Annotated in this window: 11 protein-coding genes; 7 read left to right on the top strand and 4 right to left on the bottom strand. The window is 70.6% G+C overall.

The features are described from left to right. Window positions 1-31 precede the first annotated feature (31 nt). Together ACFV2J_RS35165 and ACFV2J_RS35160 are read right to left on the bottom strand one after the other, a co-directional pair. The gene (locus ACFV2J_RS35165; protein WP_385088584.1) at window positions 32-1,456 is read right to left on the bottom strand and encodes a non-oxidative hydroxyarylic acid decarboxylases subunit C; all 1,425 of its coding nucleotides are present in this window, start codon (window positions 1,454-1,456) and stop codon (window positions 32-34) included. 32 nt (window positions 1,457-1,488) lie between these two features. Continuing rightward, entirely contained in the window at window positions 1,489-2,085 is a 597-nt protein-coding gene (locus tag ACFV2J_RS35160) for a non-oxidative hydroxyarylic acid decarboxylases subunit B (RefSeq protein WP_385088582.1), read from the bottom strand. A 126-nt stretch (window positions 2,086-2,211) separates the two neighbouring features. On the opposite strand from ACFV2J_RS35160, the gene ACFV2J_RS35155 reads away from it, so the two are divergent. After that, the gene (locus ACFV2J_RS35155; RefSeq protein WP_385088580.1) at window positions 2,212-3,159 is read left to right on the top strand and encodes a helix-turn-helix domain-containing protein; all 948 of its coding nucleotides are present in this window, start codon (window positions 2,212-2,214) and stop codon (window positions 3,157-3,159) included. Window positions 3,160-3,268: 109 nt separating this feature from the next. Next, on the top strand, window positions 3,269-3,646 hold the full coding sequence (locus tag ACFV2J_RS35150) for a nuclear transport factor 2 family protein (RefSeq protein ID WP_385088578.1): 378 nt from the start codon (window positions 3,269-3,271) through the stop codon (window positions 3,644-3,646). A 63-nt stretch (window positions 3,647-3,709) separates the two neighbouring features. Here the strand turns inward: ACFV2J_RS35150 and lexA are convergent, their stop codons facing one another. Further along, on the bottom strand, window positions 3,710-4,381 hold the full coding sequence (gene lexA, locus ACFV2J_RS35145) for a transcriptional repressor LexA (RefSeq protein WP_385088576.1): 672 nt from the start codon (window positions 4,379-4,381) through the stop codon (window positions 3,710-3,712). 159 nt (window positions 4,382-4,540) lie between these two features. After that, on the bottom strand, window positions 4,541-4,978 hold the full coding sequence (locus ACFV2J_RS35140; protein WP_385088574.1) for a MarR family transcriptional regulator: 438 nt from the start codon (window positions 4,976-4,978) through the stop codon (window positions 4,541-4,543). Between the two features lie 570 nt (window positions 4,979-5,548). Between ACFV2J_RS35140 and dxs the strand changes: the two genes are divergently transcribed. The 5 genes from dxs (at window position 5,549) to ACFV2J_RS35115 (ending at window position 12,440) form a co-directional block, all read left to right on the top strand. Further along, window positions 5,549-7,441 (top strand): 1-deoxy-D-xylulose-5-phosphate synthase, encoded by a 1,893-nt coding sequence (gene dxs / locus ACFV2J_RS35135; protein ID WP_385442502.1) that lies wholly within the window; start codon window positions 5,549-5,551, stop codon window positions 7,439-7,441. A gap of 341 nt (window positions 7,442-7,782) precedes the next feature. Then, window positions 7,783-8,835 (top strand): tellurite resistance/C4-dicarboxylate transporter family protein, encoded by a 1,053-nt coding sequence (locus ACFV2J_RS35130; RefSeq protein ID WP_385091831.1) that lies wholly within the window; start codon window positions 7,783-7,785, stop codon window positions 8,833-8,835. Window positions 8,836-8,926: 91 nt separating this feature from the next. Further along, window positions 8,927-9,883 carry a GlxA family transcriptional regulator gene (locus tag ACFV2J_RS35125; RefSeq protein WP_385091834.1) on the top strand — a complete coding sequence of 319 codons (957 nt, stop codon included), beginning with the start codon at window positions 8,927-8,929 and terminating at the stop codon, window positions 9,881-9,883. A gap of 106 nt (window positions 9,884-9,989) precedes the next feature. After that, a complete protein-coding gene (gene gap / locus ACFV2J_RS35120; protein WP_385091836.1) occupies window positions 9,990-10,988 on the top strand; it encodes a type I glyceraldehyde-3-phosphate dehydrogenase in 999 nt (332 codons plus the stop codon). 366 nt (window positions 10,989-11,354) lie between these two features. Beyond that, window positions 11,355-12,440, top strand: a complete 1,086-nt coding sequence (locus ACFV2J_RS35115; protein WP_385442497.1) for a hypothetical protein — start codon at window positions 11,355-11,357, stop codon at window positions 12,438-12,440. Window positions 12,441-12,567: the final 127 nt, after the last annotated feature.

Here is a 12,567-nt window from a genome sequence, read left to right as displayed (position 1 = left end):
TCCTTTCGCTTGTGGGGAAGGGGAGTTGAGGTCAGTGTTCGGCGGCGAGCCGCCGGAGCCTGGTGAGCCACTCCCCCATCTCGGGCAGGTCCCGGACCGGGTTGCCGTAGTTGCCGCGGTGGTCGGGCCTGACGGGAGTGGTGGCGTCGATGATGAGCTTGTCGACGATGCCGGGGGTGTCCGCCTGCGGCCCCAGCTCCATCACGGACAGGTTCGGAATCGTGATCAGGTCGCCGGCGGGGTTCATCTTGGTCGACAGTGCCCACATCACCTGCGGCAGGTTGAAGGGGTCGACGTCCTCGTCCACCACGATCACGGTGGCGGCGTACCCCATGCCGTGCGGTGTGGTCAGGACGCGCATGCCGACCGCCTTGGCGAAACCGCCGTACCGCTTCTTGGTGGAGACGATGACGACCAGGCCGTGCGTGTACGTGGCGTTGACCGCCTGGACCTCGGGGAAGTCCCTCGTGAGCTGCTCGTGGAGCGGGGCGCAGGTGTTGGCTGCCATCAGGTAGTCGATCTCGGTCCACGGCATCCCGAGGTAGAGATGCTCGAAGACCGGGTTGCTGCGATAGGAGATCTTGTCGATCCGGATCACCGGCATGCTGCGACCGCCCGAGTAGTGGCCGGTGAACTCGCCGAAGGGCCCCTCGATCTCCCGCTTGCGGCCTTCGATCACGCCCTCGATCACGACCTCGCTGCCCCACGGCACCGGCAGCCCCGTCAGGGGCGCCGGTGCGATCGGCGCGGGGGCGCCACGCAGGGCGCCGGCCAACTCGTACTCGTTCTCGTCGTACCTCATCGGGGTGGAGGCGACGATCGAGATCACCGGATCGTTGCCCACGGCGATGGCGACGGGGAGGTCCTCGCCGAACTCCTCGGCCTTCCGCAGATGTTGGGCGATGTCATGCACCGGTACGGGTTGGAGGGCGAGCCTGCGCCTCCCCTTCACCTCGATGCGGTAGATGCCGACGTTCTGCTTGCCGCTGTTCTCCGGGTCCTCCGGGTCCTTGGACACGACCGCGGCCTTGTCGATGTAGAAGCCGCCGTCGCCGTCGTTGAGGCGGATCAGCGGAAGCACCTCGAAGATGTCCACGTCGTCCCCGTCCACGGTGTTCTCGGCCCACAGGGGGTGCTCCCGCCACTCGGGCCGCACGGGGAACTCCGCCCACCGGCGGATGAACTCCTCCACCTGCTCCTTGGTCCTGGTCTCCTTCGGCAGCCCCAGCGCCAGCGCGTGGTTGGCCCAGGAGCCGTGCACGTTCATGGCTATCCGGGCGTCCGTGAAGCCGCTGATGTTGTCGAAGTAGAGGGCCGGCGCCGCATCCCCGAGGCGTGGCGCCGCGTTGGCGGCCGCGGCGATGTCCGGCTCCGGCTGCACCTCCTCGGTGATCCGGAGCAACTGCCCCTCCCTGTCGAGGGCTTCGAGGAAACTGCGCAGATCGTCATAGGCCATGTGAACCCCTTGGTGACAGTCGTGGTGAGGCATCAGAGCGCTGTCTTGAGCGTCCGGACGTGGGCTGCCCGCATGCCCTCCCATCGCTTGGCTGCGGGCGCGGGCAGGTCGAACTGGTCGAGGATCCTGGCTGTGATGTGGTCGACGATGTCGTCGACGGAGGCGGGATGGTTGTAGAAGGCGGGCATGGGAGGCACCATCCGCACGCCCATGCGCGACAGGGCCAGCATGTTCTCCAGATGGACGTCGCTCAGCGGTGTCTCGCGCGGGACGAGCACGAGCTTGCGGTGCTCCTTCAGCACCACGTCCGCCGCCCTGCCGATCAGTCCGTCGGCGAATCCGCTGCGGATTCCGGCGAGCGTCTTCATCGAGCACGGGACGATCACCATCCCGTCGGTCCTGAACGACCCGGAGGAGATCTTGGCACCCTGGTCCTCGGGGGCGTGCACCTCGTCGGCGAGGGCGCCGACGTCGCGGGCGGACAGTCCGGTCTCCAACTCGATGGTGGTGCGCGCCCAGCGGCTGAGCACCAGATGGGTCTCCACCTCGGGCAGGCGGCTGAGATGTTCCAGCAGACGGACGCCGAGCACCGAGCCGGTCGCACCCGTCATCCCCACGATCAGTCGCACACGGCTCAGCTCCTCAGTAGATGTGAGTGGGCACGGAAGGGACGGACCACCTCGGTCAGCACTCCGCTCCCGCGCTTCACAGTAGGTTCGATCTGCCTGGTCAAAGCCGTAGGATGAAGACACGCCATGGATAAAAACGGACACGCTGACGTCACCGAGGTCCCTTACCGGACATCCGCCGGAGCTCCGCCGGGGGTCGAGGTACTCGGCTTCGCAGACCTGACCGCCCGGGCCCGCGGTCACGGAGTCGACCCCTACTCACCGGTCCGGGTCGCGTTCCACGAGCTGATCACCGTCCGGACCGGCACGCTGAGCTGCTCGCTGGATTTCACGGATCACGAGCTGTCCGAGGGCGACTGGCTGTGGGCGCGCCCCGGACAGATCCACCAGTTCCGCTCGGATCTGGCCGCGGCCGAAGGAACGGTCGTCCTCTTCCAGCCCGGCTTCCTGGACACCACCACCGCCGAGGTCGCCCGTGTCGACCAGTACTTCCCCTACCGTCCGCTGACCCCCTCAGGTGCCGCGGGGAAGGCGCTGAGGAGCACTCTCGACCTGCTGGACAGCGAGTACCACGGGCTCGGCGGACTGCCGTTGGAGGCGCGCGTCGAGGTCCTGCGCCACCTGCTGGCGGCCCTCGTCCTGCACCTCTCGCACCAGCAGGCCTCCTCGGGCGACACGGCGGACGGCCGAAGGGGCACCGAGGCGTTCCGCCGCTTCCAGCGGGCCGTGGAGCGGGATTTCGCCCGCAGCCACCGCGTGGACGACTACGCCGGGGATCTCGGCTACAGCGTCCGCACCCTGACCCGGGCGACCCGGGACGCCGCCGGGTGCGGGGCCAAACGCTTCATCGACGACCGGGTCCTGCTGGAGGCCAAACGGCTGCTCGTCCACACCGATCTGTCCGCGGGCGTGATCGCCGAACGGATCGGTTTCCCGGAGGCCACGGTCTTCACCAAGTTCTTCCGCAAGCTCGCCGGTGAGACCCCGACCGCCTTCCGCAACTCCTCCAGGATCCACGGGAACTCCTCCCGGACACACGGGCGCGGCCGGGACCCGCGCGTCACCGGCGGATAGCCGGTACGTCCGGTGCGATCGGTCCTGACCGCGCGTGGCCGGCGGGGCCCCGGACGGCGCCTGTGCGAGAAAGGGCATCACCGTCGGTGGCGCGGTGCAGGATGTGGTCATGGAACCTTCGAAGACTGTGCAGACGCTCTGGGACCGCATGCAGGACCGGGACTGGGCAGGCGTGGGTGAACTGCTGGCGGACGACCTGGTCGTGGAATGGCCGGTCAGCGGTGAACGCATCCTCGGCCGCGAGAACTACGTACGCATCAACGCGGAGTATCCGGAGGGATGGTCGATCAACGTCCTGCGCATCGTGCCGTCCGGAGACGACGTCGTCTCCGAGGTCGAGGTCCCGCACGTCACGATGGGCGTCCACCGGGTGGTGTCCTTCTGGACCGTTCACCACCAGCTGATCACCAGCGGGCGCGAATACTGGACAGAACTCGGCGTGGACCCGTCCCCGGCCTGGCGGGCTCCCTACGTCCAGCGCATCTGAGGCGCCGCGGCCCATGGCCCACCACCGGGACGGGTGACGGACCGGCGGCGCCGGACCGACGTCTCAGAGCAGGCGCAGGACGCCGACGACCTTGCCGAGGATCTGCGCGTCGTCGCCGGGGATCGGTTCGTAGGACGGGTTCCGGGGCATGAGCCACACCCGCCCGTCCTGGCGGACCAGCACCTTGATGGTGGCCTCGTCCCCCAGGAGCGCGGCGACGATGTCCCCGTGGTCGGCGCTGTCCTGGCGTCTGACGGTCACGATGTCACCGTCGCAGATCGCCGCGTCGATCATGGAGTCGCCGGAGACCGTCAGGGCGAACAGGTCGCCGTCGCCCACGATCTGGCGGGGCAGGGAGTAGACGTCCTCGACCATTTCCTCGGCGAGCAGGGGCGCTCCCGCCGCGATCCGCCCTACGAGGGGCACGTCGACCGGCGCCTGGCTCAGGCTGCCCAGATCGGGCGCCCACGAGGGGCGCACGCGGTAGGCGCGGGGACGGTGCGGGTCGCGGTAGAGGACGCCCTTGCGTTCCAGGGCCATCAGCTGGTGGGCGACCGAGGACGTGCTGGAGAGGTTGACCGCCTGGCCGATCTCCCGCATCGACGGCGGGTAGCCCTGACGGTCGACCGTCGCCGTGATGTAACCGACGATGGCCGACTGGCGGCTCGTCAGCTCTCCCCCGGCGTTCCGGGTGCCCGGCGGACGGCCTCGGCGTGCGGGCGCGCTGTTCTCCATCCCGGGTACCTCCGTACAAGATCTTCGCAGAACGCGACCTTAACCCGCCATCCGGCGCATACGGAACACCGGTGCCGTCGTGGTCCTGCGGACAGACGGCCGCGCACCCCCCTCGACCGCGCCCGGGGGCGCTCCAGCCGGGATGATCCGGCCCGCCGGTCAGGGGGCGGGCGGCGCCGGGACGGGGTGCGCCGGGGCGGGGGGTTCGACGGCGGCCGGGGCGGAGCCGGGCACAAGGTGCCGCCGCACGATGGCCTGCGCGGTCCTCTCGGCGTCGGCGTACGTGTCACGTCCGGTGTCCGTCAGCGCGACCATCACGGTTCGCCGGTCGTGATCACGCCGATCGCGATCGATCAGGCCGGACGCCTGCATGGCTCTCAGGATGTAGGACATCCGGCCACCCGATTCCCCGAGGAACGCCGTCAGCTCGGCGACCGGCGCGGACCCGCCCGGGGCCTCGGCGAGGACGCCCAGGACGAGGTAGCCGTGGAGCGACAGCCCATGCCGTGCCCGCAACTCTCCGTGCAGGAGGCCCAGGGTCCGGAGGATCCCTGGAGCCTGCCGCCGGGCGGTGTCCGGCGTAGTGGCATCAGTCATGTTCGTTCCCGGGGGTCGACTCGGCCACGAGTACGCGACCGAAGAATCACAACCAGGTTCCGTACGGCAGCGATCCCTGGCCCGCCGGACAGGAGACCCTCGGATCCGGACACGGCACGGCGGGCCCGGCCGCGCGACGGGCGGCACTCCCCCGCGGGCACCGGCCGCACGTCCTGATGTGAGGCAGTTGTGGCACGCCCGGCCACCTGTGCCGGCTCTCACGGCGCCGTACCGTCATCACGGAGCGTGACGCGGTCGAACGGGACGACCGCCGGAACGGGGACCGGAGGCGTGGTCGACTGGGCGGACGAGCGCTCCGCCGGGTCAGGCACTGGGGGTTCGGAATGAAGGCGGGGGGCGTTTCCAAGCCGTGAGGGCGTCATGAGGCGCCGGTCGGAACCGGCCGGGCTCATGGGCAACCGGCCGCCGTACAGGCCGAGTTCGACGTGGCCTTCCCGGAACTCCCCGACACGGCCCCGGAAACGGGGTTCGTCCGGGACCGGCGTCACCCCCGGGCGCGGACGGTCGCCGTCAGAGCTCCGCAGTCCAGTATCGAGGAGGAACGGTGGCATGACGCTGCTGGCACGCATCAACCAGCCCGCGGATCTGCGTGGTCTGAGCAATTCGCAACTGCTCCGGCTGGCCGGGGAGATCCGCGACTTCCTGATCCGCCATGTGGCGGTGACAGGGGGCCACCTGGGACCCAATCTGGGCGCGGTGGAGCTGACCCTGGCCCTGCACCGGGTCTTCGACTCCCCGCACGACACACTGCTGTGGGACGTCGGACACCAGGCGTACGTCCACAAGATCGTCACCGGTCGGGCGGGGCAGTTCCCCGGCTTGCGCCAGCGCGGCGGAATGTCCGGATACCCCAGCCGGGAGGAGTCCGCGCACGACCACATCGAGCACTCCCACGCCTCGGTCGCCCTGTCGTACGCCGACGGCATGGCCAAGGCCAGGGGGATTACAGGGGAAACGGACCGGCACATCGTCGCCGTCGTCGGCGACGGGGCACTGACCGGCGGACTGGCCTGGGAGGCGCTCAACAACATCGCGGCGGCACCGGAGCGGCCCGTGGTGATCGTCGTCAACGACAACGGGCGCTCGTACGCACCGACCGTGGGCGGACTCGCACAGCATCTGGCGGCCCTGCGGACGCACGCCGGCTACGAGCGACTGCTCGGATGGGGCAAGCAGACCCTGGGGGGCGCCGGAACACCGGGGCGCGCCGTCTACCGCACTCTGCACGCGGCCAAGGAAGGTCTCAAGGACGCCCTCGCGCCGCAGCCGCTCTTCGCCGATCTGGGCCTGAAGTACGTGGGCCCTGTCGACGGGCACGACATCCCGGCGCTGGAAGCGGCTCTGGAACGCGCCAAGGACCACGGCGCACCCGTCATCGTCCACTGCATCACGCGCAAGGGCCTGGGCTACGAACCTGCCGAGCGGGACGACGAGGACCACATGCACGGCGTGGGCCCCATCGACCCGCAGACCGGCCGCCCGCTGCGATCCGGCGGCCCGAGCTGGTCCGCGGAGTTCGGCCGGGAACTGGTGTCACTCGCGGCACGGAACCGCGAGCTCGTGGCGATCACCGCGGCCATGCCGGGTTCGGTCGGTCTCGGGGATTTCGCCGCCCGGTATCCGGACCGGTTCTTCGATGTCGGGATCGCCGAACAGCACGCGGTCGCCTCGGCCGCCGGACTGGCCATGGCGGGTATGCATCCGGTGGTCGCCGTCTACGGCACCTTCCTCAACCGCGCACTCGACCAGGTGCTGATGGACCTGGCGCTCCACCGGCTCGGTGCGACCCTCGTCCTCGACCGGTCCGGGGTCACCGGTGACGACGGTCCCAGCCACAACGGGCTGTGGGACCTGGCGATGCTCCAGGCCGTCCCGGGTCTGCGCATCGCGGCTCCGCGTGATGTCCCCACGCTCCAGGAGGAGTTGGGGCAGGCCGTCTCGATCAGCGACGCGCCTACGGTGCTGAGGTATCCCCGAGGGTCGGTCCCGCCGGCGCTCCCCGCGATCCGCCGCGTCGGTGGGGTGGACGTGCTGCGCGAGGCTCGCGGCGCGGGCGTCCTGCTGATCGCGGTCGGCACGACGGCACACATCGCCCTGGACGCGGCGGAGCTCTGCGCCGAGCGGGGTGTGGAGGTCACCGTGGTGGACCCGCGGTGGGTCAAGCCGCTTCCGGACGGACTCCTCGGTCTGGCCGCCGGTCACGTACTGGTCGCCACGGTCGAGGACGGTCTTCGTACCGGTGGGGTCGGGGCCGCGGTGGGCCAGTCCCTGCGCGAGGCGGACCTCCAGGTCCCCGTGCGCACCTTCGGGGTGACCGACGGGTTCCCCGCGCAGGGGACCCGTGCCGAAGTCCTCGCCGAGGCGGGCCTGACCGCTCAGGCCATCGCGCAGTGCCTCGTCACCGCGGTACCTGTCGGTTCCGCGGGGCCGGGGCCCACGTAGCCATGCCCGCACCGTGAACCGACGGGAACGCCGGGTAACCGCCCCGGACGCGCTTCGCGCGGGGCGGTCCGGGGGCCGCGGCGCCGGGCGCACGCTCGGCGCGCGCCCGGTACGCAGCCGACCGGGCCATTCGATCAAAGCCTCATAGAATGGACACACCAGAACGGCGGACGTGCGGAGACGCTCGCCGCCGACGCTCGGAATCGTGGCCCACCGGAATCCGGCATCAGCGTCCCTGGGAGCGGGCCGGACCCAGGGCGGACGCCCCGCCGCGTGGACAGGTGGGCGGGTGGCGCCGATCGCCTCGACGGCCCTGGTCACCCACCCGCGAAAGGTGCGTCATGGGCAAGCAGGCGACCCCTCGGAGCATCGAGAACCTCAACCCTGGAGCGTTCGCGTTCGTCATGGGCACAGGCATCGTGTCGACCGGCCTGAACATCAACGGAGCCCACACCGCCTCCATCGTCCTGCTGGTGGTGGGTCTGGCCGCTTGCGCGGTGCTGCTGCCCGCCTATGTCTGGCGACTGCTGCGCCGACGGCAGCGCTTCGTCGCGGATCTCGTCGCGCCACGCGGGTTCACCCTCCTCACCATCAGCATCGCTTCCGATGTGATGGCCGCCCGCCTGGTGGCGGACGGCCATACCGCGGTGGCCGGGGCGTTCTTGGCCTTCGGTGTGGTGACATGGCTGCTGCTCGGCTACGGGATCCCCCTCGGTCTGATCGCCAGCACCAGGCGGGACGCGTCATTCGACCAGGTCAACGGCACCTGGTTCCTGTGGGCGGTCGGATCCCAGTCGGTGGCGGTCGCGGCGGCCGGTCTGGCCCGGCTGACGTCGAGCCAGCAGTTGCAGGTGCTGGCCCTGGTCTGCTGGGGCATCGGGCTGATGCAGTACCTGCTGACCGCCGCGATCGTCCTGGGCAGGCTGCTGGCGCGGCCGGTGGCTCCGGGAGACCTCATGACATCGTCGTGGATCTGCATGGGCGCGGCGGCGATCACCGTGCTCGCCGGGACGAGGCTGGTCGAATTGCCGCCGGGAACCATGCTGTTGTCGCGTTCGGCCGTCGCCGGATCGTCCGTCGTCCTGTGGTCGTTCGCCACCTGGCTGATTCCGCTGCTGCTGGCTCTGGGGGTATGGCGGCACGCCCTGCGAAAGGTGCCGTTCCGTTACGAGTTCGGCTGGTGGAACCTGGTCTTCCCGATCGGTATGTACGCGGTCACCACCCACGAACTGGGGCGCACCACCGGGACGTCGTGGCTGACCACACTGGGCCGCTGGGAGATCTGGGTCGCCGGCGCGGTCTGGGTCGCGGTGATCGCCGCCATGGTGGCCGCGGCCGCCCGGCCCCGCCTCACGAGCGGGCGGGCGGACGGTTCGAACCGACCCGCCGGGTAGCCGCACACCACCCTCGCGCGCCGGGCCCACACGCAGGTCGACGGCCACATCACCACCGTCCCCCTCAGGTGCTCCGCGTACGCTGACACCCGTGCCAACCTCTCGTCTGCGCCGTGTCGCCGTCCTCGTGCTCAGTGGTGCGAAACCGCTCGACGTCGGCATCCCCGCGCAGGTGTTCACGACACGCGCGAGCATGCCGTACGAGGTACGGGTGTGCGGCGCGGCGCCCGGTCTCGTCACCGGCGGCGACGGCCTGTCGTACCACGTCGCCGACGGGCTCGACGCGCTCGCGTGGGCCGACATCGTCTTCATTCCCGGCTACCGGTTCCCGGCCGACGACGATCCGCCCCGGGCCGTCGTCGAGGCGCTCGTCGCCGCCAGCGACCGGGGAGCACGGCTCGCGGCCATCTCCACGGGTGCCTTCGCGCTCGCGGCCACGGGTCTGCTCGACGGCAAGCGCGCCACCACCCACTGGCACTACACACGGGCTCTGGCGGCGAAGCATCCACGCGTCCAGGTCGACGAGAACGTCCTCTTCGTCGACGAGGGAAACGTGCTGACGTCGGCCGGCGCCGCCTCGGGCATCGACCTGTGCCTCCACATTCTCCGTGGCGACCTCGGGGTGGCGGCGTCGAACCACGCGGCCCGGCGCCTGGTCGCGGCCCCCTACCGCAGCGGCGGTCAGGCTCAGTACGTGCCGCGCAGTGTGCCCGAGCCTCTCGGCGAACGGTTCGCCGCCACCCGCGAGTGGGCTCTGCACCGACTCGGCGAGCCCCTCACGCTCGAGGTCCTCGCCCGCCATGCGGCGGTCTCACCGCGAACCTTCCTGCGGCGCTTCAGCGAGGACACCGGATACACGCCGATGGAGTGGGTCAGGCGCGCTCGTATCGACGAGGCGCGTGCGCTGCTGGAGCGCTCGGAGCGGAGCGTCGAGCAGATCGCCGCCGATGTCGGTCTCGGCACGGGGTCGAATCTCCGGATGCATTTTCAGCGCATCCTCGGCACCACCCCGAGCGAGTACCGACGCACCTTCGCCCGGGGGGAGTAGGTCGGTCGACGGGTGGCGTGATCCTTGCGGACCATGGCGCTCCCGCCGATGCCACCGGCGGGCCGTGCGGGGGATCGTGGTGGTGAACAGAAAGGACACCCCACTCATGACTCGCATCGCCATCAACGGATTCGGCCGCATCGGGCGCAATGTGCTGCGCGCGCTGCTGGAGCGCGACAGCGACCTCGAGGTCGTCGCGGTCAACGACCTTACGGAGCCTGCCGGTCTGGCGCGGCTGCTCGCGTTCGACTCGACTTCCGGTCGGCTCGGGCGCCCGGTGACCGTCGACGGGGAGACCCTCGTCGTGGACGGCCGTCGGATCGCGGTGCTGGCCGAGCGCGAACCCGCTCAACTGCCGTGGGCCAAGCTCGACGTGGACATCGTGCTCGAGGCGACGGGCCGTTTCACGTCGGCCACGGCCGCCCGCGCCCACCTGGACGCGGGTGCGAGGAAGGTGCTCGTCAGCGCTCCGTCGGACGGAGCGGACGTCACGCTCGCGTTCGGGGTGAACACCGACGCCTACGACCCGGCCGCCCACACCGTCGTCTCCAACGCCTCGTGCACGACCAACGCGCTCGCGCCCCTGGCAGCCGTCCTCGACGGGCTCGCCGGCATCGAGCACGGGTTCATGACGACGGTGCACGCCTACACCCAGGAGCAGAACCTTCAGGACGGTCCGCACCGTGACGCCCGGCGCGCCCGTGCCGCCGCCGTCAACATCGTGCCGACGACAACCGGCGCCGCCAAGGCGATCGGCCTCGTCCTGCCGAACCTGGAGGGCAAGCTGTCCGGTGACTCGATCCGGGTCCCCGTACCGGTGGGCTCGATCGTGGAACTCAACACCACCGTCAGCCGCGAGGTGACGCGCGACGAGGTGCTGGCTGCCTACCGTGCCGCGGCTGAGGGACATCTCAAGGGCATCCTCGAGTACTCGGACGACCCGCTCGTCTCCTCCGACATCACGGGCAGCCCCGCCTCGTCGATCTTCGACTCGGCTCTCACCCGTGTCGACGGCCGCCACATCAAGGTGGTCGCCTGGTACGACAACGAGTGGGGTTTCTCGAACCGTGTGATCGACACGCTCGAACTGCTGGCCGGCAGCTGACCGACCACTAACCAGCCACTGCGACCGTGCCGCCCGCCCTGGGTGACCACGGACGCGGTGGCGGTGGTGATCCCTGCCCTTCCCCTCGTCGGGATCGGGGCAACGGGACTGGACCCTCAAGGCAACGAGTGGGCCCATGGGTTCGGCCGGCCCGGCGTCGCGACGCGAGGCGGCGGTCGCACCGGTCGAGGTCCCGCGCTTCCACCGCGCGACGCGTCGAACGCCCTCTCGCCACGCCTTGAGAGGCCCGCTCATGGCTTCTCATGCCTGCTCAGGACCCAAACGCGTGGGTACTCAAGGGAGTTGGCAGGCCGGGCTCGTTCGAGATCATTGTCCGCGGGTGCGCGAGGTGGGATCATCGGACCCATGTCGGGGATGAGCGAGTCGGCCCCGCGCCGACGGGTGGGAACCTTCGTACGGGCGCGGCTGCTGCCGCTCCTGCTGTGCGTCGTGACGGTCGCGGCGGCGGCCTTCTTCGCCGTGGTCGGAGTGTCCTCCGAGGAGCGGCGGGACCAGGAGTGGCGGGCGGCCGCGGCATGCCCGGCCACGGCACCGGTCGACGTCCGCGCCGACTGCGTGACGACGCTGCCCGCGGTGATCGAGCGCACCGAGTCCAAGCTGAACAAGTCCCACCGCGACGACTGGCTGTACTTTTCGGGCGGAACACCGGTGGAGCGGCTGAACGTCTCGTACGACACCGCCGTCGCCTTCGAACCCGGCGACCACGTCACGCTGACGTGGTGGCGCGGCGACCTGATGAAGGTCGCCAGCGGGCACCACACCGCGAACGAGGACGTACCGCGCCCCGGGGGCATCGCCGGTGGTGTCACCTTCTGCGTCCTCGCGGCCGGCGGCCTCGCCGTCCTCGCCCTGGTACGCCGGCGCCGCGACGGGCGTCCGGTCGCCGCGGACGAACCGACGCCGCCGAGCGTGTTCGATTTCCTGGTGCCGATCGGCGTCGCCGCCCTGTGGGCGGTGCCACTCGCCGGGGCCCGTCCGGGCCGGGCCGTCGCGATACCGGTGGCGGTCGTAGGCCTGCTCGCGGTGCTCGTCCTCGTGGTGCGGGCCTGGCGGCTGAGCGGCCGCACGCCGCCCCTCAGGGCGCGTCCGCTGCCCGAGGGGCAGGACGTCATCGTGCCGGCCCGCTTCCTTCAGGACGCGCCCGTCGATCCCGACCTGCGGGGCAGCCACATCGCGGTCGGCGCCGGGACGATGGCGATGCTGCCCCACGGCGGGCCGGGTCGCTTCGGTGGCAAGGAGATTCCCGTGGGGCGTTTCTCGGTACAGGGGTTGCGGCGGCCGAGAAGCCTCACCGAACGGAGCGTGCCGGCCCACTGGTACGTCGCCGAGCTCCTCGACTCCCAAACCCCGGTCCGCCTGGCCGCGGCCCCCGCCGATCTGCTCCTGCTCCTACAGGAGCTGGAGCGCGCGGGTCACCAGGTCTCGCAGTGAGCGCCTTCCCCTAGCGGTCACGGTGGGCAGCGAAGCCCCCCTCACCTGCCGGTAGAAGCAGCCCTGCCCATGCCAGGGTCGAGGCCGGATCCGAAGCCGTGCGTCAGGCGATCTCCGCGCCGGGCAA

This window comes from Streptomyces sp. NPDC059668, from assembly GCF_042734135.1.
Classification (GTDB): domain Bacteria; phylum Actinomycetota; class Actinomycetes; order Streptomycetales; family Streptomycetaceae; genus Streptomyces.
Note: the sequence above shows the minus strand (reverse complement) of the source record. Positions and strands in the feature narration are given on the sequence as shown.

Excerpts from the sequence above, each read along its gene's own strand:
- ACFV2J_RS35165 (WP_385088584.1), bottom strand. The coding sequence starts at position 1,456 with ATGGCCTATGACGATCTGCGCAGTTTCCTCGAAGCCCTCGACAGGGAG.
- ACFV2J_RS35155 (WP_385088580.1), top strand. The coding sequence starts at position 2,212 with ATGGATAAAAACGGACACGCTGACGTCACCGAGGTCCCTTACCGGACA.
- ACFV2J_RS35150 (WP_385088578.1), top strand. The coding sequence starts at position 3,269 with ATGGAACCTTCGAAGACTGTGCAGACGCTCTGGGACCGCATGCAGGAC.
- lexA (WP_385088576.1), bottom strand. The coding sequence starts at position 4,381 with ATGGAGAACAGCGCGCCCGCACGCCGAGGCCGTCCGCCGGGCACCCGG.
- ACFV2J_RS35140 (WP_385088574.1), bottom strand. The coding sequence starts at position 4,978 with ATGACTGATGCCACTACGCCGGACACCGCCCGGCGGCAGGCTCCAGGG.
- dxs (WP_385442502.1), top strand. The coding sequence starts at position 5,549 with ATGACGCTGCTGGCACGCATCAACCAGCCCGCGGATCTGCGTGGTCTG.
- ACFV2J_RS35130 (WP_385091831.1), top strand. The coding sequence starts at position 7,783 with ATGGGCAAGCAGGCGACCCCTCGGAGCATCGAGAACCTCAACCCTGGA.
- gap (WP_385091836.1), top strand. The coding sequence starts at position 9,990 with ATGACTCGCATCGCCATCAACGGATTCGGCCGCATCGGGCGCAATGTG.
- ACFV2J_RS35115 (WP_385442497.1), top strand. The coding sequence starts at position 11,355 with ATGTCGGGGATGAGCGAGTCGGCCCCGCGCCGACGGGTGGGAACCTTC.